Origin of the sequence: Janthinobacterium sp. LM6, assembly GCF_002002885.1 — a bacterium.
Taxonomy (GTDB): Bacteria; Pseudomonadota; Gammaproteobacteria; order Burkholderiales; family Burkholderiaceae_D; genus Janthinobacterium; species Janthinobacterium kumbetense.
In genome coordinates this window covers 2,704,125-2,724,150 of the sequence record NZ_CP019510.1, presented here as the reverse complement: position 1 = coordinate 2,724,150, position 20,026 = coordinate 2,704,125, and the positions used below count along the sequence as shown (strand labels likewise).

At 64.8% G+C, this 20,026-nt stretch carries 19 protein-coding genes; 10 read left to right on the top strand and 9 right to left on the bottom strand.

From position 1 onward, the window contains the following. The first annotated feature begins 2 nt into the window (after positions 1-2). The 4 genes from BZG29_RS12175 (at position 3) to BZG29_RS12165 (ending at position 3,875) form a co-directional block, all read left to right on the top strand. Positions 3-2,540, top strand: coding sequence for a sulfite reductase flavoprotein subunit alpha (locus tag BZG29_RS12175; protein WP_077409073.1), 2,538 nt, complete (start codon positions 3-5; stop codon positions 2,538-2,540). Positions 2,541-2,692: 152 nt separating this feature from the next. Continuing rightward, complete coding sequence (locus BZG29_RS28135; RefSeq protein ID WP_171984996.1) at positions 2,693-2,863, top strand: hypothetical protein; 171 nt, start codon at positions 2,693-2,695, stop codon at positions 2,861-2,863. Positions 2,864-3,014: 151 nt separating this feature from the next. Beyond that, positions 3,015-3,170 (top strand): hypothetical protein, encoded by a 156-nt coding sequence (locus BZG29_RS28130; protein WP_171984995.1) that lies wholly within the window; start codon positions 3,015-3,017, stop codon positions 3,168-3,170. Positions 3,171-3,476: 306 nt separating this feature from the next. Next, complete coding sequence (locus BZG29_RS12165; protein ID WP_077402881.1) at positions 3,477-3,875, top strand: hemerythrin family protein; 399 nt, start codon at positions 3,477-3,479, stop codon at positions 3,873-3,875. A gap of 7 nt (positions 3,876-3,882) precedes the next feature. Here BZG29_RS12165 and BZG29_RS28335 read toward each other — a convergent pair whose 3' ends face one another. Beyond that, positions 3,883-4,755, bottom strand: coding sequence for a hypothetical protein (locus tag BZG29_RS28335; RefSeq protein ID WP_150130884.1), 873 nt, complete (start codon positions 4,753-4,755; stop codon positions 3,883-3,885). Between the two features lie 326 nt (positions 4,756-5,081). Between BZG29_RS28335 and BZG29_RS12155 the strand changes: the two genes are divergently transcribed. Further along, positions 5,082-7,316, top strand: a complete 2,235-nt coding sequence (locus BZG29_RS12155; protein WP_077402874.1) for a TonB-dependent siderophore receptor — start codon at positions 5,082-5,084, stop codon at positions 7,314-7,316. A 15-nt stretch (positions 7,317-7,331) separates the two neighbouring features. On the opposite strand, the gene BZG29_RS12150 is transcribed toward BZG29_RS12155, so the two are convergent. Next, positions 7,332-8,093, bottom strand: a complete 762-nt coding sequence (locus BZG29_RS12150; protein ID WP_171984994.1) for a nucleotidyltransferase domain-containing protein — start codon at positions 8,091-8,093, stop codon at positions 7,332-7,334. Between the two features lie 93 nt (positions 8,094-8,186). Between BZG29_RS12150 and BZG29_RS12145 the strand changes: the two genes are divergently transcribed. The 3 genes from BZG29_RS12145 to BZG29_RS27725 all read left to right on the top strand — a co-directional run bounded on the left by BZG29_RS12145 (position 8,187) and on the right by BZG29_RS27725 (position 9,700). Continuing rightward, the gene (locus BZG29_RS12145; RefSeq protein ID WP_077402868.1) at positions 8,187-8,753 is read left to right on the top strand and encodes a methylated-DNA--[protein]-cysteine S-methyltransferase; all 567 of its coding nucleotides are present in this window, start codon (positions 8,187-8,189) and stop codon (positions 8,751-8,753) included. Between the two features lie 58 nt (positions 8,754-8,811). Further along, entirely contained in the window at positions 8,812-9,186 is a 375-nt protein-coding gene (locus tag BZG29_RS12140) for a DUF1294 domain-containing protein (RefSeq protein ID WP_077402865.1), read from the top strand. A gap of 124 nt (positions 9,187-9,310) precedes the next feature. Next, on the top strand, positions 9,311-9,700 hold the full coding sequence (locus tag BZG29_RS27725) for a hypothetical protein (protein WP_150130883.1): 390 nt from the start codon (positions 9,311-9,313) through the stop codon (positions 9,698-9,700). 88 nt (positions 9,701-9,788) lie between these two features. Here the strand turns inward: BZG29_RS27725 and BZG29_RS12135 are convergent, their stop codons facing one another. Then, complete coding sequence (locus BZG29_RS12135) at positions 9,789-10,508, bottom strand: hypothetical protein (protein WP_077402862.1); 720 nt, start codon at positions 10,506-10,508, stop codon at positions 9,789-9,791. 165 nt (positions 10,509-10,673) lie between these two features. Between BZG29_RS12135 and BZG29_RS12130 the strand changes: the two genes are divergently transcribed. Both BZG29_RS12130 and BZG29_RS12125 read left to right on the top strand, forming a co-directional pair. Next, entirely contained in the window at positions 10,674-10,853 is a 180-nt protein-coding gene (locus BZG29_RS12130; RefSeq protein ID WP_077402859.1) for a hypothetical protein, read from the top strand. A 124-nt stretch (positions 10,854-10,977) separates the two neighbouring features. Then, positions 10,978-11,190: a hypothetical protein gene (locus BZG29_RS12125; RefSeq protein WP_077402856.1), complete on the top strand. Its 213-nt coding sequence runs from the start codon at positions 10,978-10,980 to the stop codon at positions 11,188-11,190. A gap of 112 nt (positions 11,191-11,302) precedes the next feature. Here BZG29_RS12125 and BZG29_RS12120 read toward each other — a convergent pair whose 3' ends face one another. The 6 genes from BZG29_RS12120 to cydD all read right to left on the bottom strand — a co-directional run bounded on the left by BZG29_RS12120 (position 11,303) and on the right by cydD (position 19,897). Then, positions 11,303-12,871 (bottom strand): methyl-accepting chemotaxis protein, encoded by a 1,569-nt coding sequence (locus BZG29_RS12120; RefSeq protein WP_171984993.1) that lies wholly within the window; start codon positions 12,869-12,871, stop codon positions 11,303-11,305. Between the two features lie 632 nt (positions 12,872-13,503). Next, positions 13,504-13,629 (bottom strand): cytochrome bd-I oxidase subunit CydX, encoded by a 126-nt coding sequence (gene cydX, locus BZG29_RS12115; RefSeq protein ID WP_077402854.1) that lies wholly within the window; start codon positions 13,627-13,629, stop codon positions 13,504-13,506. 22 nt (positions 13,630-13,651) lie between these two features. Continuing rightward, the gene (cydB, locus tag BZG29_RS12110; protein ID WP_077402851.1) at positions 13,652-14,806 is read right to left on the bottom strand and encodes a cytochrome d ubiquinol oxidase subunit II; all 1,155 of its coding nucleotides are present in this window, start codon (positions 14,804-14,806) and stop codon (positions 13,652-13,654) included. 13 nt (positions 14,807-14,819) lie between these two features. Beyond that, a complete protein-coding gene (locus BZG29_RS12105; protein WP_077402847.1) occupies positions 14,820-16,397 on the bottom strand; it encodes a cytochrome ubiquinol oxidase subunit I in 1,578 nt (525 codons plus the stop codon). Between the two features lie 126 nt (positions 16,398-16,523). Then, the gene (locus BZG29_RS12100) at positions 16,524-18,206 is read right to left on the bottom strand and encodes an ATP-binding cassette domain-containing protein (RefSeq protein WP_077402843.1); all 1,683 of its coding nucleotides are present in this window, start codon (positions 18,204-18,206) and stop codon (positions 16,524-16,526) included. Then, positions 18,203-19,897: a thiol reductant ABC exporter subunit CydD gene (cydD, locus tag BZG29_RS12095; protein ID WP_077402840.1), complete on the bottom strand. Its 1,695-nt coding sequence runs from the start codon at positions 19,895-19,897 to the stop codon at positions 18,203-18,205. The genes BZG29_RS12100 and cydD overlap by 4 nt, the downstream gene beginning before the upstream one ends. Between the last annotated feature and the right edge of the window lie 129 nt (positions 19,898-20,026).

Sequence of the window (20,026 nt, the reverse complement as noted above, 5' to 3'; positions counted from 1 at the left end):
CCATGACGACCTCCTCCCTTCCACAACCCCAGTTGCGCGCCAGCGCCGACGAGGCGCCGGAGACCCGCCAACAGCAACGCCAGCCTGCCGCCAACCCGCCGCAACGGCGCTGGCACTGGAGCTGGAAGCAGGTCTGGTTTCAATTGCACTGGTTGATCGGCATCACGGCCGGCACGGTGCTGGTGATCATCGGCCTGAGCGGCGCCACCCTGGCCTTCAAGGATGAATTGCTCGATGTCATGAATCCCGGCGTGCGCCATGTGGCCGTGGAAACGCGCGCGCCGCTGACGCCTGGCCAGCTGAGCAACATTGCCGCTGCCGAACATGGCCAGCGCGTCGCCTCCATCACCATGTATGCGGAGGCGGGCGCGGCGCCTCGTTTATTCTTCGCGCCGAAGAATGGCCAGCGGCGCGGCGAGTCCATTTATGTCCACCCGTACACGGGCGCGGCCCAGCCGGCGCTGGCGGGCGCGGGCTTTTTCGAGTGGACGGAATCGCTGCACCGCTGGCTGCTGCTGCCGCGCGAGCCGGGCCGGCAAGTGGCGGGCGCGCTGGCCCTGTGCCTGCTGGGACTGGCCCTGTCCGGCCTGTATCTGCGCTGGCCCCGCCGTCCGCTGGACTGGCGCACCTGGCTGACCTTCGATCCCGCGCTGAAGGGCCGCTCCTTCCTGTGGAATCTGCACGCCGTGGCCGGCACCTGGTGCCTGGTGGTCTACGTGGCGTTGACCCTGACGGGCATTTACTGGAGCTATGACGTGGTGCGCGACAATATCGACGCCTGGGCCGGCAAGCCCCCGCGCACGGCGCAGGCGCCCACGAAAAAGGGTTCAGCGAAGAAAGATGCGCCTCCCGTCGATCTCGGCCCGGCCTGGAGCAGCTTCCAGCAGCACGCGGCCGGCTGGACCCTGGCCAGCGTGCGCCTGCCGACACGCGCCGGCGAAGCCGTGCAATTCACGTGGCTGGCCAGCGACGCGCCGCACGAGCGGGCGCGCAGCCGCATGAGCATTGCAGCGGCCGACGGCGCGGTGACGGAAAACGAACCATACAGCCAGCAAGCGCTGGGGGCGCGCCTCGTCAACATCATTTATCCGCTGCACATGGGCACGTATTTTGGTTTACCGGGCCGCATCATCGTCACCCTGGCCAGCCTGGGCCTGCCCCTGTTCGCCATCACGGGCTGGATGCTGTACCTGGGCCGCCGCAAGGCCAAGCGGGCCGTGCAGGCGCAGCGGGCCCTGCTGGCTGGCATGCCGGGCAAGACGGACACGGGCTTGCCGACCCTGGTGGCCTACGCCAGCCAGTCGGGCCAGGCCGAGCGCCTGGCCCTGGAAAGCGCGCGCGCCCTGCAGCAGGCGGGCGTGGCCGTCGACGTGCAGTCGCTGGACCAATTCGATCCCGCGCAATTGCGCCAGTACGAACGGGCCCTGATCGTCGCCAGCACCTTTGGCGAAGGCGAGGCGCCGGACGGCACGCGCCGCTTCGCGCGCCTGCTGCAGCAAACCTCGGGCACGCCGCTGGCGGGCCTCGATTTCGGCATGCTGGCCCTGGGCGACCGCCATTACAGCGCCTTTTGCGGCTTCGGCCATGCGCTGGCGCAACAATTGCAAACGCTGGGCGCCACGCCCCTGTTCCCGCTGATCGAAGTGGACAAGCACGACCCCGCCGCCCTGGCCGGCTGGTCCACAGCGCTGGCCCGCTGCAGCGGCAGCGCCATCGACGCCATCGGCGTGCAGGAAGCAGCGTCGTATGGCGAGTGGCGCCTGGCGCGCCGCGTGCTGCTCAACCCGGGCAGCCAGGGCGGCGAACTGCATGAGATCACGTTGACGGGCCCGGCCGGCGCCAGCTGGGAAGCGGGCGCGCTGGCGGAAATCATTCCCTGCAATGCGGACGGCAGCGATGGCGATGCCAGCAATGCCCATCACGCGCCGCGCAGCTACTCGATCGCCTCGCTGCCGTCCGATGGCGAACTGCAGTTGCTGGTGCGCCAGGAACGCCATGCGGGCGAGGAAAATCAAGGCCATGGCCTCGGCTCCGGCTGGCTGACGCGTTTCGCTCCGCTGGACGCCGCCATCCGCCTGCGCCTGCAAGCCAATCCGGCCTTCGCCCCCGCCCTGGTCGACGTGCCCTGCATTTATATCGGCAACGGTTCCGGCCTGGCCGGCCTGCGCTCGCACTTGCGCGCGCGCCAGCGGGCGGGACTGGCCCGCAACTGGCTGCTGTTCGGCGAGCGCCAGCAAGCTTTTGACAGCGTCTGCGGCGCAGAGTTGCAAGGCTGGCTGGACGCCGGCCACCTGGTTCGCCTGGACCGCGTCTTTTCGCGCGATGGCGCCGATGCCCGCAAGCGTGAATACGTGCAAGACCGCCTGCGCGCCAGCGCCGGCGAGCTGCGCGACTGGCTGGCGCAAGGCGCCATCGTCTACGTGTGCGGCAGCCTGCAGGGCATGGCGGCAGGAATCGATGCTGTACTGCAAGAAATGCTGGGCCAGGAGGGACTCGACGCCCTGCTGGCGGCCGGACGCTACCGCCGCGACGTGTATTGACCTGGATCAAGCCATCGCCGGCGCCGCCCGGCTATGTGGGCCGGCGCACGGTCGGCGCCAGCCATCGGACTACAGTGAGGGCATGGCGGCAGGGCGACAAACCCGCGCCGCCCCACCCACTGTCTGCGAGGCTTCCCATGAAAAACCCCTGAATGAGCATGTACCTGAGCGCCGCCAACCGCATCGCCAACACGGCGCGCGGCCATGCGACGGCCGCCGTCAAGCGCGAGGCGGCGAAAAATACGCGGCAATTGACGCAAGTGTGGTTCGATTCCTTCCTGCCGCCAACAGGCAAGCCGCGGCGCAGCCGCAAGGCGAAATAAGCTCCCGGCAACGGGCGAACTGGTGCGGTGCATCACAGCAATAAATTGAAGTTTCAATCAGATGAACTAAACTGCAAGCATGGTAGTACATAAGGAAGTGACCGGCAGGCGCCGCATCCCCGCGCCGCCGCCGGGACACCGGGAGACGACCATGTTGACGCTCAAAGTGCTGGCTTGCCTTGCCCTGTCGGCCTTGCTGCTCGTACCCCTCGTGCTGCGCGACGCGATGCAGACATCTGCCGGGCAGCAATTGCAGGTGCCGAATGTCGATGCGCAAGGCATGTGGGCCCACTGGCCTCGGCAATAAGACGCGCGGCTGAGAAAACACCGCTGACTGCGTTGCTTTGACTTGCCGTACTCGCGTACTGTCTGCGTCAAAGACGCCTTGCCAGCGGCGTTTTTCAGCGGCGCTCGCTAGTGGTGTTCAGCTTTAAAATTAAAAACCGCTTTGTTGCGGGTGGGGAATTGTTCCCTTCGTCCATTTGTTTTTGTCTTGTTTTCCTCTTTCCCTCTTCACCATACTTTTGATCCAGATCATGGATTTCGCCCTTCGCTGCGCCCACACTGGAACAGTCCGCTTCGCACCGTGACGGACTTAACCTGGAGCATCAGCATGGGTAAATCGGATTGGAAGGATGAGATGGCGCTGGGCGTTCCCGTCATCGACGAGGCGCATGAGGCGCTGTTTCAGGAACTGGCGCGGCTGCAGCAGTTGGGCGACCAGCATTTCAGCATGGCGTTTCGCGAGCTGATCGCGGCCGTCGAGCGCGATTTCCGCGAAGAAGAGGATTTGATGGAGCAGATCGCCTTTCCCTCGCTGGCCAACCACCGCGAACAGCATGCGCGCGTGCTCAGCGGCCTGCACCATGCCTGGGCTGCCGTCGATGAAGGCGACCTGGAACAGGGGCGCCATGCGCTGTCGCTGTTGCCGCAATGGCTGATCTTTCACCAGGCTACGATGGACCTGGCCCTGGCGGCGGCGCTGGAAATGGTGCAGCGCCAGCCCAATTAGCAGTTAATTACAGCAGCAGCACCGTGGCCTGCTCGGGCAAGACGACGCGGTAGTGTCCCGGGTATTTGTCTTCGCCATCGAAAATCTTGCAAAACACGGGCTGGTTGATGTCGTTGACGGCGGCCTCGTTCATGGGCAGGGTGGCGATCAGCTGCTCGCCTTCGACCAGTTGCAGCGCGCTGCCCCGCTCGGCAGCGCAAAACGCCAGCGATTGCACGTCGCTGGCGAACGGCCGCTTGTACCACGGCGTGATGGCCCGCACGGCGCGCCGGGCGTCCTGCAAGACCTGCCCCACGCGCTTGACGTTCCAGGCATCGCGCGCCACGGACGGCTGGAGCACGATATTGGCCGTCAGTTCGCCCCTGCTCTTATTCACCAGGAAGGTACCGTCCTGCGCGGCGATGTCTTCGTTGAGCGGCACGACGAACACGCCGCCGTCGGACACCTTGATCGGCATGGGAGCGCCATTGCCTTGCAAGGCCACGCGCACGTCGTCGATGGTGGCGCTCAGCTTGGCCGGAATCAGGCGCAGGGCCATGACTACGCTGCCGCTCGACACTTGCCACACTTTCCTGGCCGTCAGATAACTGTCGCGGTAAGCCGTGAAGCGCACGCGCGGCGCCTTGGCGTCGCTGCTGGCGGTGACCGTCACCGTTTGCGATGGCAAGGTTTCCTCGGCGCTCGCCGGCGCCGCCGGCGCCACGGGCGTGGCTGGCGTGGCTGGCGCAGGGGGCGGCGGCACGGGCGGTGGCGGCACGACGGCAGCGGGCGGCGCGCTGGCGCTCTGCAGCGGCGCGGGGATGGCCGGCGGCGCGTGCTCCTGGGCCTGGCCCAGCGACACGACACACAACCATCCGGCACAAGCGATCCATGTACGCATGCATTTCTTTCAATGAGGAAAATATTTTATCAGCGCCTGCATTATCGCAGAAGGCCGGACGATGCGCCGCCCTTGGGCGGCGTGTACTCGGCTGCCTGCACTCCTTTGGTGCGCGCGCTTGATTATTTGGCAAATACCACCTATATTGATAATGATTCTTATTCACATAATGTGAACGGAATCATGCACGACCTTTCCACTGCCATGCGCGGGTGGAACTGCTATCCGAGCCAGATCCCGGGCCAGCGTCACGCCATCCCCCAGCTACTGCGCCACTCGCCAGACGAGATAGGAACACACACGACTAAAAATACTCCAGGAAAATAATGCAATCGACCACCGTCCTCTCTTCTTCGCGCCAGCCCGCCTTGCGCCCCCTCCCCCGCCTGTTACACGTCGCCCTGCTGAGCCTAGCCGCCGGCACAGTCTTGCCGACCCAGGCCGCCGACGCCGCTGCGGCCGACGTCACCATGCCGGCCGTCACCGTGCTGGGCCAGTCGATGGCCAGCACCGAAGGCACGCAGTCGTACACGACAGGCGAAGCGCGCAGCGCCACGCGCATGGACCTGTCCCTGCGCGAAACGCCGCAATCGGTCAGCGTCATCACGCGCCAGTTGCTCGACGACCTGGGCGCCGTGCGCCTGGACCAGGCGCTGGCGCAGACGACGGGCATCCAGGTGAACCAGAACGACACGGAACGCACGACGTTTAGTGCGCGCGGCTTCGGCATCAACAATATCCAGATCGACGGCATGGCGCGCGGCGGCAATGCGCCGCTGCAAGACACGATTTTGTACGACCGCATCGAGGTCGTGCGCGGCGCCACCGGCCTGATGGGCGGCAAAGGCGACCCGTCGGCCACCATCAACATGATACGCAAGCGCCCGACGAAGGAATTCCAGGCCAGCGCCGGCCTCATCATGGGCCGCTGGGATGACCAGAGGATCGAGGCCGACCTGTCCACGCCGCTGAACGCGGCAGGCAGCGTGCGCGCGCGCACGGCCCTGGCCTGGCAAAAACGCGATTCCTACCTGGACATGTATCACGAACGCAAGACGGTCGGCATGCTCATCGTCGAGGCGGACTTGCGTCCCGGCACCCTGCTGACGGCGGGCGTCGACTTCCAGGACAACCAGCCTACGGGCGCCACCTGGGGCGCCGTACCCTACTGGAACGCGGACGGCAGCCTGGCGAATTTGCCGCGCAACACCAGCTGGACGGCGCCATGGAGCACCTGGGCCAACAAGCAGCACACGGTATTCGCGTCGGTGGACCAGCGCCTGCCCGGCAACTGGAATATGCACCTCGGCTATGCGCGCACGGAAAGCACGAACCGCACCACCGTTCTGTATGCGGGTAGAGGTTATCCCGATCCCGCCACCGGCAAAGGCATGGAACTGTGGACGGGCGCCTGGGGCGCGGGCAAAAAGTACAGCGACAATTTCGACGTCTACGCCAGCGGGCCATTTACCTTGCTGGGACGCAAGCACACGGCCATCGTCGGCTGGAATGGCAATAACGGCCAAGACAATGCGATAGGCGGCAAGGCGAAAATCGACTATGAACCTTTGGTCCCTGATTACCGCAGCTGGACGGGCAACATCCCCCGCCCCGTGTTCACCCCGGACGGCTCGCACACGGAAACCGTGACGCGCCTGGCGGGCGGTTATGTGGCCACGCGTTTGAGCCTGGCCGACCCGCTGCATGTGATCATCGGCGCGCGCAGCAGTACTTACCGCACGGAAAGGCGCAACTACAACACGCAAGGCGTGCACACGAACAGCAGTAACTTTGTGGAAACGCGCAATGAAGTCACGCCATACGTGGGCGCCGTGTTCGACATCAACAAGCAGTATTCGGCCTACGCCAGCTTCACGCAGCTGTTCAATCCGCAATCGAGCAAGGACCGCAACAACCAGTTCCTGGCGCCGGAAACGGGCGACAATGCGGAACTGGGCATCAAGGGCGAATTCTATGAAGGCAAGCTGAATGCATCGGCCGCCCTGTTCCACACGAAGAAAAAGAATCTGGCGGAACTCGACCGCTCCGTGCCGCCCGGCTTTTTGCTGCCCGACGGCAGCCAGGCCATGGTGGCCAACGGCGCCGGCGTGACGGCCAAGGGCGTCGAGTTCGACGTTTCCGGCCAATTGTCTCCCGGCTGGGAAGCGAGCGGCGGCTATACCTATCTGCACGCGGCCGAGGCCGATGGCAGCCGCGCCGCCACCACGCAGCCGCGCCATTTGCTGCGCCTGGCTACCAGCTACCGCTTCGACGGCCGCCTGGCAGGGCTGAAAGCGGGCGCCAGCCTGACGGCGCAAAGCGCCATCTACAGCGAATCGTGGTACGGCCGCCCGCCGTCAAGCGAGATGACGAATATCCCGCAGGCGGGCTATGCACTGGTCAACGCCATGGCCAGCTATGCCATCAACCGCCACGCCAGCGTGCAGCTGAACGTGAATAACTTGCTCGATAAAAAGTACTACCGCACCATAGGCTTCTACGACAGCGTGTTCTGGGGCGAACCGCGCAACGTCAGCCTGGCCGTGCGCACGGCGTTTTAAGCGGGACGCAGTGCATCAGACTGCCGGCGCGCTGCGCCAGTGCGCGGGCGCGGGCAAAGTGAAGCCTTCGAGCAAGGGACCGCCCACGGGCGCCAGCACGGCGGCGGCCACCTGCCCGAACGCATGCTGGCCGGACGGCAAGTCGCTGGCGACCAGGCGCAGCGCGCCGTCCAGTTGCCCGGCGACGGCGGCGTCGAACGCCTGCAGGCGGCGGAACAGGTGCTTGCCGCCGCCGCTCCATACGCCCGCCGCGCGCAAGTGCAGGTCGGCCAGCGCTTCGTACAGCTGGCAGGCCACGGCCAGCGCCTCGCCCGGCTGCGTGCTGTCGACCAGGTCTTCCAGCGCCGTGGTGATGGCATAGCGCCGGCGCTGCAGGTTTTCCACGTCCAGCACGGGCGGCCCGGCCGTGTCGATGGCTTGCGCCAGCGCAAGCAACTGCGCGGAATGCTCGCTTGCAGCGACGATGTTTTCCCCTTCGACCACCATCATCGCCAGCGGCACCGTGCCGCCGGGCGCATCCATTTCCTTGCAAAAATACGTGAACGTGGCCACGTCGTGCGCGAACAGCTCCACCGTGCGCCCTTCGGCCACGAGGGTGTCGCGCCAGGCGCAATCGACGTGCTCGAACAGCAGCAGCAAGTCGATATCGGAAGTGGGCGTCTGCCGGCCCGTGGCGAACGAGCCGCCGATGATGGCCGCCACGGCCGTGGGGTAGCGCTGCTGCACCAGCCGCACGGCAATCGCGCGGATGGTCTCATAGGTGGGGATCGTCGTCAAAGCCAGTTCTCCATGCCGAAAACGCTATCCTACCTGCAATATGCATGCGGCCGCCAGCCTGCTACACTGGCACTCTCCGATCAAGGAACAGACATGGAATACGACTGCATCGTGGTGCCCTCGCCCGTGGGCGAGCTGACGCTGGTGGCGCGCGGGACGGCCCTGGCCGCCATCCTGTGGGAAAACGACAAGCCCAACCGCGTACGCCTGGGCGCGATGCGCGTCGATGACAGCTGCGCCGTGCTGCAGCAGACGGCGCGCCAGCTGGGCGAGTATTTCGCCGGCACGCGCCAGCAATTCGACGTGCCGCTCGATTTTGCCGGCACCGCCTTCCAGCAGGAAGTGTGGCGCGCACTGCTGACGATACCGTATGGCCAGACGCGCAGCTATGGCGAGATCGCGCGCCAGATCGGCCGTCCCGCCGCCGTGCGCGCCGTGGGCGCCGCCAACGGCAAGAATCCCATTTCCATCATCGCCCCCTGCCACAGGGTCATCGGCGCCACGGGCGAACTGACGGGCTTTGCGGGCGGCCTGCATGCCAAGGAAACCCTGTTGGCGCTGGAAGGCATCGCCCTGTCCAGCGACCGCGAAGCGCTGAAAACGGGCCATGCCCGCCGCCGCGCCGTGCCCATCGATACGGCGCAAGGCTGTCTGTTTTAGGCGCGGCAGCGCTCCCCTTGTGGGATACTCACGCCTTCCGCTCAAGCCAACCCATCCTATGCCCTACCTTGCCATCCTGTTCTTTGTCTTCCTGTATTTGCTGGCCACCTTCTTTTTCCACATCCCCGCCCTGGTCGCCCTCGTGTATGGCGTGCTGAGCCTGAGCTGCTTCGTTGCCTATGCGATCGACAAATCGGCCGCCAAAGGGGGCCGCTGGCGCACCTCGGAACGCACCTTGCTGCTGCTGGGGCTGCTGTGCGGCTGGCCTGGCGCCGTGCTGGCCCAGCAATGGCTGCGCCACAAGTCCAGCAAGCGCTCGTTCCGCATCCTGTTCTGGATCACGGTCGCCCTCAATATCGGCGCCTTCGTGTATTTCAGCATGCATTACGCGGCGCCCGATATCGGCACCGAAGTGGCGCCCATCGAACTGTAAAACTGCCTGCCGCCAAGATGTAACAATCATTGCAGCCCGTTGTTCTTGAAATGATCGCCTGTCAGAATATCAATACTTACGATATTCAAGTCAATTCATCTCCACGGGAAAGCCCTTTTCGACCATGCGTACCTTGCAAATCCACCATTCCTTCTTGTTCCGCCTTGCCGCCGCGATTTGTTTCGCCATCACCTTGGCGGGCTGCACAAGCTATCGCTTTATTCCCCCGGACTCCGATGCGGGGCGTCAATGCGTGACGAGTTGCGGGACCAATCGGCAAATATGCATTGCTGGCAAGGAACAAGTTGCCGCGGCCCAGGCACAAGCTTGCGAGATGCGCAACGTCAGTACCGTTTCCCTCTGCCTGGCCGTGGCGAAAACAGATGCGGACCGGGAACTGTGCTCGAAGAAACGCCAATATTGCGCCTCAGACAGCTCTGCAACGTGGCAATGCGAGGCAGATTACCGAAGCTGCTATACGCAATGCGGCGGCAGGATCGAGGAAAGCGAATAAACGCTGAAAGCCTGATGCCGTCGAACAGGATGCCGCGTGGCGAGCGCAAGGCGCGATGAACGACGCGCGGCAGGCTTCATTCACCTGCTTACTCGCCCAGCAGGCGCAGCGATTCGAGCCAGTCCGCCTTCCATTCGCGCAGCAACGGTTGCGTGGCGAACGCCTTCTTCAGGTGCGCCATCGGCACGCGGTGCACGTCGTGCAAGCCGAACGCCAACGTCACCGGATGCCACAGATGGCTGTTCTTGCCGCCGCGCGAATTCTTGCGCACGCGCGCGCCATCGTCGCCGAAGATGCCCACGCCGCCAGCCATCCCTTTGTCCAGGTCGACCTTGCCCACGCCGGCAAAGGCCAGCAGAATCTGCTCGCGCCCCAGGCCCTTCAAGGCGCTGGGCAAGACCACGGGCGCCTTGTCCGCCTCTGCGACATCCGGCTGCGGATGCTGCAACTCCTTGATCAAACGCAACAAATCGCGCTCCTGGAAGTGCAAGCCGTCCAGCGGCGCGCGCAATCCCGGCGCCTTCAGTTCGATGGCGATGTTGCCCGAGTCGCGCGTAAAGCGCAGCCACACGTCGTCCGCGCCCGAGGCCAGGTGCTGCTTGTCCCCGATAAACACGACGGGCGCCGCATAGCGCGTCACGCCGTCATGGAACAGCTCGGCCCATGCATCGCTGTAATCGAGCCAGACGTAGGGCAAGCCGCCCTGCTCCAGCAAACGCGCCAGGGTCCACGGCGTGCCCGTCTGTTCAGCCAGCCAGGCGCAGGCGTCAAGGGCGGTGGCGCGGTATGGCAGGGATATGGCAGTCATGGCGGTTCCATCGATAAAAGTGGAGCGCAGTGTAGCAGACCTCTTCATCATCCCCTTCGGCAGGCGCAGCGGGCGCGCTTTTTTTGCGCGATGTGCTAGGCTGGAAGCATCAGCACGCGCCATGCCCATTCCGGCCACCTGGCGCACCAACGCGAGGGGATCACCATGCATTCGAGCACCAACGCCGCCACCGCACCTGCCCCGCCACCGGAACGCGATTCGCCCACGCCGGCCAGCGAAAGCCATGCCGAGCAGGCGCTCGATGAAGCGCTGAAGGAAAGCTTCCCGGCCAGCGACCCGATCGCCATTGCCACGCCCAAACCGGCCGGCAAGACACCGCCCTGAAGGCGCACCCCGCCAGCCACCGTTGCGGTGGCTTTTTTTTGCCTGAACTGAATCCGGACGCCCCGCCCCCGCGTAGATGGCTATGCCATGACCGAACGAAGTTACTACGCGGAAAGGAAACGCCATGCGGCACTACAGCAAAAAGACGGATCCCCTGGACCAGCGCCTGTACCTGGCCCAGCGCATCGACCGGGCCGATGCGCGCTTGCAACGCTTGCACGATGCGGCCGAGCGCGAACGCTGCGCGCGCTGGATCACGGCCTGGGCCGTGGCGGCGGGCGCCGACGCGCCGCGCGGCATGAAGCTGCGCATCCGCGGCGAATTCATCCTGCTGTAGGGGCTGCACGGATTCGCGGGATAGGCTGCCGGCATCTTGCGAAAAAAAGGGCGATTGCGGCAACCGTGGGGCATGCGCGCCATCGGCCGACGGGCCAAGCGCGCAAGACCGGTCAGTGAGGGCACGCCAGCAATTTAAACACGCGCACGTCCTGCATCATATTGTCCGCCTGCTCCTGCATGCTGGCCGCTGCCGCTGCTGCCTGTTCGACCAGGGCGGCATTCTGCTGGGTCACCGCGTCCATCTGACTGATGGCCTGATTCACCTGCTTGATGCCATCGCTTTGTTCGTGGCTGGCGACGGCGATCTCCCCCATGATGCCCGCCACCTGCTGGACGGAGGAGACGATTTGCTGCATCGTGCCGCCCGCTTCATCGGCCAGCTTGCTGCCAAGCGCGACTTTTTCGACCGACTCGGCAATCAGCTGCTTGATTTCTTTGGCGGCACTGGCGGAGCGTTGCGCCAGTGTGCGCACCTCCGATGCAACGACGGCAAAACCGCGCCCCAGCTCGCCGGCGCGCGCCGCTTCGACTGCCGCGTTCAGGGCCAGAATATTGGTCTGAAACGCTATGCCGTCGATCACGGAAATGATGTCGACGATGCGGTTCGAGCTATCCTTGATGGACACCATGGTCGCGACGACACGGTCGACCACCTGCCCACCCTGCACCGCGACGGCCGAAGCCGACAAGACCAGTTGATTGGCTTGCTGGGCGCTTTCGGCATTCTGCTGCACAGTGCTGGTTAATTGCTGCATCGTCGACGACGTTTGCTCCAGTGCACCGGCCTGAGCCTCGGTTCTCGCCGAGAGGTCCAGATTTCCAGCAGCAATTTCCTGCGAGGCAGTCGAAATGGTTTCAGTGCCGCCACGCACACGGCCCACCGTATGACGCAGGCTCTCGGTCATGCTTTTCAGAGCACGCATCAATTCGCCCGGCTCGTCGCGATAGTCGGTCGCGATATGGCTACGCAGGTCACCGGAAGCGACAAGGCGCGCGACGTGCACGGCGTCCTGCAGTGGCCTGGTAATACTCTTGGTAATGAGCACAGCCACCGCAACCGCCATGCCCAGCGAGAGCACCAGTATCGCCAACAGCAAGCTGCTCGCTACCGTGATGCGCGCGCCCGACTCCGCCTCGACCGCCGACGCGCGCTGGGCGGTCATATCGACCAGTTGCTTGATTGCCTGCAGATGCTGGGCGTAACTCAACGTCATCTTTTTCATCGCAACAGCGGCGCCAGCCTTATCCTGTGCCTGTATTGCGGGGATGAACTGTTGCAGTGCCACCATGTAGAAGGCCTGTGCCGGCAGATGGGCCTTGTTCAGCAACAGTTCGGCGATATCGGCATCCAGTTTCGCGCCCTGCCAGAATGCATGGCGCTCGTCGTAATCATGTTTGAGCGTTGCAAATCGTGCCACTAACTGCGCCTGTTCGGCACGATCCTCGCTCGCCAGCAGCTGAAAACTGACCAGATAGGATTCCAGTATGTACTCCGGCGGCGGCAGCACGTCCGCAATCAAATCCTTGCTTTGTACAATATTCTGATAGACAGGACCGTTCACTTTCCATTCGTGCAAAGTCTTGAACGACCATACGCCATAGAGGATGAATCCGGCTGAAAAGATCACAATTAATACAGCCAGACGGTGCGACAGTTTGAGTACTCGTAACATATTCATGATGTTCCCCCTATATTCACTGTGCTCGCCTCTGGTCCACCGACCGGGGTGACACGACTCTCGCACGTATGGCCGCTGATCATTCGAAGCCGCGATTCCTTACCAAAGCGTCATTCTGTTTTCATGACAGGCAACTTATCTTACAACGAATTTATGCAGATTTAATGTGAATTCAATTAAAATCAACAAAAATAAAACAAAAAACACAAAAACAATAAATTTAAGTGGGAATCTGCGACATGGGCATGAAAGTAAGTGCTGGCAACTTCCCGCCCCTGCGGACCTCCCCTGCAGCGAACGCAGATCTGCGCGATGAGCATGAGGGAGCGGGGAACCCAATAGCGGCGGGTTCGGCACGGCGCGGCTCCACCGGCACGGCGGCGCGATGGCTTGAATGGATGCCGCGGTGGAAAGCGCCAGGCAGCGGCGTGCGCCAGTCTGGCAAGTAGAGCGTGCACAGGCGGTACGCGGACCTGGCCAAGCGCGAAGTGACCATGATGGCCTCCTTCAGAAATGAAAACACCCTATAAGTTTGCCAACCTACAGGGTGGAGATTGAGCATCTCATCAGCCCCGCCGGGCAGCGATGGTAAAACCATCGCACCGGACGGGGCCAGTCAAACCGGCACGGACTTAATCGGACGTGTCGCGGTACTGCTCGGGCGTCGTGTCGCCATCGGCGACTTCATACCACATCGCATTGAGCACGGCGAAGGTCGCCGCCAGCGGAAGACCCAGTATCCAGGCGAAATACCACATAGTTATATCCTTTCGTTGATTCTTAGTAGGCGTGACCGCTGTCGTCCTTGATTGCTTTTGCATCAACCTTGCCCCACAACACTTTATATACCCACGTCGTGTACGCCACGATGAGGGGAATGAAGACGGCCGTGACGACCAGCATGATGAACAGGGTCATGTGGCTGGACGAGGAATCCCACACCGTCAGGCTGGCGCGCGGGTCGATCGACGATGGCAGGATGAACGGGAACATGGCCGCGCCCACGCCGAGGATGATGCCGGCGATGCCAGCCGCGCTGGCCAGCAAGGCGGGCACTTCGCGGCGCGCGCGCTGGAAGGCGAAGGCCAGCAGCGGGCAAAGCAGGCCCAGCGCGGGGGCGATCCAGGTCCAGGGATGGGCGGTAAAGTTGAGGAACCAGGCGCCCACGTGGACTTCCGCCGTTTTCAGCAGCGGATTCGACGGACCGTCGACCACCACCGTGCTGCTGATGCGGTAACCATCGACCCACAGCCACAGGGCCACGCCGGCCAGCGCATACAGCACGACGGTGGCAAGCGCCGCCACGCTGCCGTAGCGGCGCGCCCGTTCGGCAACCGGGCCGTCCGTTTTCAGCTGCAGCCAGGTGGCGCCGTGCATTACCAGCATGGCCACCGAGACGAGACCGCACAGCAAGGCAAACGGGTTGAGCAGCGCAAAGAAGCTGCCGTCATAGAAGATGTGCATGTCTGGCGAGAAACGGAACGGCACGCCCTGCAGCACGTTGCCGATGGCCACGCCGCAGATCAGGGCCGGCACGAAGCCGCCCACGAACAGGGCCGCATCCCAGCGGGCGCGCCAGCGCGGGTCTTCGCGCTTGCTGCGGAACTTGAAGGCCACGGGACGCACGATCAGCGCCACGAGAATGACGAACATGGCCAGGTAAAAGCCCGAGAATGACACGGCGTACAGCTGCGGCCAAGCGGCAAAGATGGCGCCGCCGCCGAGGATCAGCCACACCTGGTTGCCTTCCCACACGGGACCGATACTGTTGATGACGACGCGGCGTTCCAGGTCCGTCTTGCCGACGAAGGGCAGCAAAATACCCGTGCCCAGGTCGAAGCCGTCCGTGATGGCAAAGCCCACCAGCAAGATGCCGATCAGCAGCCACCAGATCAGGCGCAGTGTTTCGTAAGAAATCATTTCATGCAAAATCATGGTCTGGCCCTCCTCAGGCGCGTTGAGTATGAATGGCTGCGGGGGCTGGCACGGGGGCCGGCGCCTTCTCTTCCGGCCCCTTGCGGATGGCCTTGAGCATGAGCTTCATTTCAATCATCAACAGCACCGTGTAGATGGCGGCAAAGCCGGCAATCGTGATCAAGAGGGTCGAAGCGCCGAGGTTCGAGACGGCCACGGCCGTCGGCAGCACGCCTTCGATGACCCACGGCTGGCGGCCCACTTCGGCCACGATCCAGCCCGCCTCGATGGCCACCCACGGCAGCGGGATGGCGAACACGGCCAGCTTCAGCAGCCAGCGGTGCTTGTCCAGCGTGCGGCGCGTCGACAGGATGAAGAAGGTGCCGGTCAACAAGATAAAGAACATGCCCAGGCCCACCATCACGCGGAAGGACCAGAACAGGGGCGCCACGGGCGGCACCGTGTCGAGCGCAGCCTTGCGGATCTGCTCGGGCGTGGCCTGGCGCGGATCGTCGACGTAGCGTTTTAATAACAAGGCATAGCCCATGGACTGGCCTTTCGACTCGAACATGTCTTTCGCATCCTGCGGCACGGGGCTGCCCGGCGCCACGCTGCGGATGGTCTGCAGCGCGTCATACGCCTTGATGCCATCCTTGATCAGCAGTTCGCCGCGGTCGACCAATTGCTCGATGCCGGGGATTTCCGTCGTCAGCGAACGCGTGCCGATCAAGCCCATCACCATCGGGATGTGCACGGCGTAATGCGTCTCGCGCGCTTTCGCGTCAGGGAAGCCGAAGGCCGTGAAGGCGGCCGGGGCCGGCTCCGTGGTCCACATGGCCTCGATCGCGGCCAGCTTCATCTTCTGGTGTTCCGACGACAGGTAGCCGCTTTCATCGCCCAGCACCACCACCGACAGCGAAGCGGCCAGGCCGAACGAGGCGGCGACCGTCATCGAGCGCTTGGCCAGCTGCACGTGGCGGCCCTTCAGCAGATACCAGGCGGAAATACCCAGCACGAACACCGCCGCGGCCGTATAGCCGGCCGACACCGTGTGCACGAATTTCGCCTGAGCAACAGGATTCGTCAGCACGGCGCCGAAATCCGTCACTTCCATGCGCATGGTTTGCGGATTGAAGGCCGCGCCGACGGGATTTTGCATCCAGCCGTTGGCGATCAAAATCCACAGGGCCGAGAAGTTCGAACCGATGGCCACCAGCCAGGTCGTGACCAGGTGGCCCCGCTTCGACAGCTTGTCCCAGCCGAAGAAGAACAGGCCGACGAAGGTCGCTTCCAGGAAGAAGGCCATCAAACCCTCGATGGCCAGCGGCGCGCCGAAAATGTCGCCCACATAATGGCTGTAGTAGCTCCAGTTCATGCCGAACTGGAATTCCATGACGATGCCCGTCGCCACGCCCATGGCGAAGTTGATGCCGAACAAGACACCCCAGAACTTGGTCATGTCGCGCCAGATGGGGCGGTTCGTCATCACGTAAACCGTCTCCATGATGGCGAGGATCACTGACAGGCCTATCGTCAGCGGAACGAATATAAAGTGGTACAGAGCTGTCAGCGCGAACTGCAGTCTGGATAAAGCGACAATATCGAAGTCCATATGATTTCCTTGGTGTTTCCCTGCTGTAATTGTAAACTTGGTATCTATCTGATGCGATTCGATTGGTTCCGCCGCCTTCGGGCTGGCGTGCGGCACCGCCTGTGTCTCCAGTCTTGCCTTGATTCCTTAATCGCCGCGCAAGCCCGCCAGCGCCGCCTCGAAGGCTGGCGTGCCACGGCGCGCGTCGCCCACGATGCGGCCATCGCGCAAACTGACCAGCCGGTCCGCCAGCGCCGCTTCGCGCCGCAAGTGGGTTGCGATCAGCAAGCTGCGTCCTTCGCAGCGCGCGCGCAAACGCTGCAGGACGTCGCTTGCCGTCCCCGCATTCAGCGCCTCCGTCGCTTCGTCGAGCAGCCACAAGGTCGATTCGTGCAGGAACAGCCGCGCCAGCGCCAGCCGGCGCGCCTGGCCGCCCGACAAGCCCAGGCCGCCCTCCCCCAGCATGGTGTCCAGGCCGCCTGCGAAGGCCCGCACTTCCCCGTCCAGGCCGGCCGATTGCAGCGCCGCCCACAGCTGCGCATCGCTGGCGGTGGGGTCGGCCAGGCGCAGGTTGTCGCGCAAGCTGTCCTGGAACAATTCTGTCTTCTGCGTGAACAGGCAGGCACGCGGCGCGCTCACCTTGCCCGACAATGGCGCCAGCTCGCGCGCGGCCAGGGCCAGCAAGGTGGACTTGCCCGCGCCGCTGGGGCCGATCAAGGCCACGCGCTCGCCGTCCGCGATGTGCAGAGAAATATCATGCAAAATGGCAACATGGCTGCCCGCATGCGCGGCGCTGACACTTTCCAGGCGCAAGCCCGGTGCGGCATCCATGGGCGGCGTGGCGACATCCTGCTGCTCCAGGCGCGGCGCCAGGCGGCGCATGGCCAGCAGCATGCGCCCCGCTTCCAGCGCGCCGCGGCGCAATCCCGCAAACGGTTCCACGGCCGTCAGGGCGATCAGCAGGGCCAGGGCCGCCAGCGGCACGCTCATCGTTTGCTGCTGCACCAGGGCGGCGACGGCCAGCAGCACGCCTGCCAGGGTCGCGCTGCCGGCCACGCCATACGCGGCGCCCGCCGCCGTCTCCAGGCGCAGCAGGGCGAAATCGGCTTGCGCCAGCGAGCGGTCGATCCGCCCCAGCGCCGCGCACTGGGCGTCGATGCGGCCCGCCATCACCAGGTCCGTCTGGCCGGCCACCAGGTCGATGGCGCCGGAACGCAGTTTTTCGATGGCGCGCGAGCGCACGATGGCGGGGCGGCGGGCGCGGCGCGCCACGCTCCAGCTGATGCCGCCGCCGGCGGCCAGCAGCCACGCGGCCAGGCCGACGCCCAGCTGCCACTGCATCACGCCCAGCGCCACGCCAGCGAGCAAGGCCGCGCACAGGGCCGTGAAGGCAGGCACCAGCAGGCGCAGATACAGCGCTTCGAGCGCATCGATATCGGCCGTCAGGCGGAACAGCAGCTTGGCGGGCTGGCGCAGCAGGCGGCTGGCCGCTTCCGGGCGCGACCAGCCGCGAAACAGCTGCACGCGGATGCCGGCCAGCGCGGCGAACGTGGCGTCGTGCGTGACGAGGCGTTCCGCATAGCGCGAACCCGTGCGGCCGATGGCCAGCAGGCGGATGCCGGCCGACGGGCCGAACACGTCGAACAGGATGGCCGTCGAGGCATGCAGGCCGGCAATCGAGGTGGCCGTGATAAACCAGCCGGACAAGCCCAACAAGGCCATGCCGGACACCGCCGTCAGGGCCGCCAGCAAGGCGCCCCCGATCAGCTTGCCTGGTTGGGCCAGCAGCAATTGCCGCAGGACGGGATTCGAGATCAGTGTGGTACTCATGCGCGCAACTCCTGTGCCTGCGCCCGGGCATCGACCCGCACCGTGCGCTGCAGGCGCCCGGCCAGCACGGGGTCGTGCGTGGCGACGATCATCGTCTTGCCTTTCGCCAATTCCAGCAAGGCGTCCGTGACGCGCATCGCCGTTTCGCTGTCCAGGTGGGCCGTCGGTTCATCGACCAGCAGCAGGTCCGCATGCGGATGCAGGGCCACGCGGGCCAGGGCCAGGCGCACGGCTTCGCCGCCGGACAAGCCCTGCCCGCCATCGCTGAGCATGACGGCCGGCTGCGCCTGCGCCACGGCAGCCAGGTCGGCCAGGTGCAGCGCCTGCGTCACTTGCGCGGGGCTGCCGCTGGCGCCGACGCGGCCCAGGGTCACGTTCTGGCTGACGGAACCGGCAAACACGTGCGGACGCTGGCCCATCCACGCCATGCGCTGGCGCAAGGTATTCACGGTGCCGTCGGTCAGGCGCACGCCGCCGATGCGGATCTCGCCGCCGCTGGCCGGCAGCAGGCCGGCCAGCAAGGACAGCAAGGTGGTCTTGCCGGCGCCGCTGGCGCCCAGCAGGGCGACATGTTCGCCGGCGCGCACGGTCAGGTCGAAGCCGTCGAAGACGCGCGCCTCGCCGGGATGGGCAAAGCGCAGTTGATGGATATCAATAGCGGGCGGCGGCGCCACCGCCATGGCGGCGGCGGAAACGGCAGCGGCTGCCACGCCGGCGCCGGGCAGGGGCACGCCCTCGGCCGCCAGGTCGTGCAGGCCGGCCAGGCCCGCTTCGCCGGCCGCCTTGTCGTGCCAGACGGCGGCCAGTTCGCGCAAGGGCTCGAAAAACGCGGGCGCCAGCAGCAGGATGAACAAGCCCTGCCCCAGGCTCAGTTCGCGGCCCCAGGTGCCGAAATTGATGCTGCCCAACAAGGAGAAACCGATGAAGGCGGCCACCATGGCGACACCGAGCGCGGAAAACAGTTCCAGCACGGCGGACGACAAAAAGGCGATGCGCAGCACCACCATCGTGCGCCGGCGCACGGATTGCGACGAGGCGTCCAGCCGCGCGGCCGTGGCGTCGACGGCGCCCAGCGCGCGCAGGGTGGCCAGGCCGCGCAGGCGGTCCAGCAGAAATGCGTTCATGCCGCCCATTTCCACCATCTGCGCGCGGCTGGCCGCTTGCGCGCCCATGCCCACCAGGGCCATAAAGACGGGAATCAGGGGCGCGGCGATGAGCAGGATCAGGGCGGCGATCCACGACAGGGGCGTTACCACGGCGAGGATCACGAGCGGCACGAGCATGACTTTCCAGCGCGCGGGCCTGTAGCGCACCAGATACGGCACGATGGCTTCGGCCTGCTCGGCGATGACGCTGGCAGCCTGGCCCGACTGGGCGCGCTGGCGGTCCAGCGGCGAACGGTGCGCCAGCGCTTGCGCCACTTGCGCGCGCAAGGTGGACAGGTGGTCGCGCGCCGCCGCATACATGCGCCGCGCGCCCCACGCTTCGCAACCGGCGCGCAGCACGCCCAGCAGCAGCACGCCGGCGGCCGGCAACAGGGCCGCGCGCCACTGTGCGCCGTCAAGCATGGCTTGCACGGCCCAGGCCAGCAAAGCCGCTTGCGGCAGCCACAGCAAGGCGGCGCCGCCCTGCGCCAGGCTGGCGGCACGGGGAAGGATAAAGCGGGGCAAGGACAGTGGCGTGGTCGGCATATCTATACTTTTTGAGTTTTCAGAATTTTCTGTAAATTCGATTTTTTGTATAATACTGCGAAACATGACATATATCAATTGACCCTGCGGGTGTGGCGTGAAAAAATTCAGATAATTATGAAAACTCAA